Below are 1,958 nucleotides of genomic sequence, written 5' to 3' on the forward strand. Positions count from 1 at the left end.
AAGACGACGATGTGTGGTTCAAGTTTACCGCAACAGCGGCAGCACATCTACTGAAGATATCGGATATTCAAAATGCGCATGGCAACAGCCCTTACCGCAATGTTCAGGTATTTGAAGCGGTCAATAACGCACCTGGAGGAAATATTCTGTGTGCAGAAATGACCATGGACCAGAAGGCTTTGACGGGGCTGAAGGTTGGCACAACCTACTTTGTCCGAGTTTCTGCTTGGGCGGAGAATGTTAGAATAAACTTTAAGTTATGCGTTTCTACAAATTGATCTAGCCCATGACACTGGCATAATGAGGTTAGCAACATTCTTAAGAGACGCTTTATGATAAAACGTCTTGCTGTGTGAAAATCAAGTATGTGGTAAAGAAACCTTCACCTATTTAGCTGACTGATTTACAGGCTGTCTTTAAATCAGTCAGCAATTTTTAGGACAGGTAGCTCTTCGGTTCTATACTATTTTGCGTCCTTTTTCACCCCGAGGCTTTCCGGAAACTTGCTTTAAAACTCGTTTCAATGGAATTAATCCCCAAAGAAGACCGCCTGGAGCGGTTTCGTGACCACCTGCACCGGGAGGTGCCGCTGGCCGAGAAGGACCAACTGCTCATGCAGAGGTACAACTTCGCCTACACGCAGCTCTGCGATGGCGAGTCCAGCCGAGAAGTGGTCAAGCTGCTCATGTCCGCTTATTGTCTCTCCCAGAGCCAGTCCTATAACATCGTCAACGATGCGCTTTCCATTTTCGGCGGTAACCCCACCAAAGCCATCCGGGATGGCAAAAAAGCCGTGTATGTGATCCGTCTGGAGGAATTGGCCGATAAACTCAATGAAGAAGGTGAGTACGAAGCAGCCGCCAACGTGCTGGCCAAAGCCGCCAAACTCCAGGGCATGACCGAGAAAGAAGGTCAGCAGATCGATCCCCGCCTGTTTATGCCCAAACCGAACCTGATTTTCACCGACGACCTTGCCGCCGTCGAAATATCCCGCCAGATTGAAGATGCCGAGCACGATGTCGTTGACTGAAAAGGCCAACCTAGTCTACGTTTTTCCCAAGCAGAAACTGTTTCTGGCCAGCCAGGCCCAGCGCAAAACCCTGCTGGCGGGCCGGGCATTCGGCAAGACCTTTTTGCTGCTGGTCTGTATCGCCTACTTCGCCCGTTATATGCACCGGGCCAAGTTCTTTCTGGCCGGTCTTACTTTCGCCCAACTCCTGAACATCGTGCTGGTCGATATGGCCGACGCCTTTCGGGGCATGGGCTGGCGCGAATACGACGAAAAAACCGGTTTGGGCCACTACGTCCTGTTCAAGGCTCCGCCGGATCACTGGCCCCGGCCTTACAAATCGCCCAAGTCCTGGGACCGCACCATTTCGTTCATTACCGGTTTTTGTATTCAACTGCTGAGTTTTGAACGGCCCGATTCAAACCGGGGGGGTAATTACGACGGGGGCCTGATCGATGAGTCGGCGCTTTTCAAAGACGAGTGGGTCAAAACCATCCTGATGCCCATGTTGATGCGGGCCAACACCCAGCGGTTTGCCGGAAACTGGATGCACAATTCGCTCTACGATTTTACTTCCAATCCCTGGCACGAAAGCGGGAAGTGGGTCTTTTTGACGGAGGAGCTCATGAAGAAAGACCCCAAAAAGTACTTCTTCCTGGAGGGCAATTGTGACGATAACCCGATGCTGCACCCCGATTACAAAAAGACCCAGGAGGAGTTGTTGTCCCCGATGCAATTCCGGATCGAGGTCTTAAATGAGCGCATCGCCAAACTGCCCAACTGTTACTACCCCTCGTTTGAATTTGATAAACACTGCCCTTCGTGTAAGTGTCCCTAAAATTCGGACAGTTTAGAATTAGAGAAAAATGCTAATTTTAAACTGATTCCTATGAAAAAGACGCGATTCACCGAATCTCAAATTGTCAAAATCCTCAAACAGCAGGAAAAT

3 protein-coding genes are annotated in these 1,958 nt (G+C 49.9%); all 3 read left to right on the forward strand.

Annotated features, from left to right (window positions below; translation table 11 throughout):
* The coding region (locus ACFPMF_RS27670) for a hypothetical protein (RefSeq protein ID WP_379851365.1) at positions 1-278 on the forward strand (278 nt) is incomplete at its 5' end.
* Positions 279-523: 245 nt separating this feature from the next.
* Positions 524-1,030 (forward strand): hypothetical protein, encoded by a 507-nt coding sequence (locus tag ACFPMF_RS27675; RefSeq protein WP_379851367.1) that lies wholly within the window; start codon positions 524-526, stop codon positions 1,028-1,030.
* Positions 1,017-1,847, forward strand: coding sequence for a terminase large subunit domain-containing protein (locus tag ACFPMF_RS27680; protein ID WP_379851369.1), 831 nt, complete (start codon positions 1,017-1,019; stop codon positions 1,845-1,847). The genes ACFPMF_RS27675 and ACFPMF_RS27680 overlap by 14 nt, the downstream gene beginning before the upstream one ends.
* Positions 1,848-1,958: the final 111 nt, after the last annotated feature.

Source organism: Larkinella bovis (assembly GCF_042655385.1).
GTDB lineage: Bacteria > Bacteroidota > Bacteroidia > Cytophagales > Spirosomataceae > Larkinella > Larkinella bovis.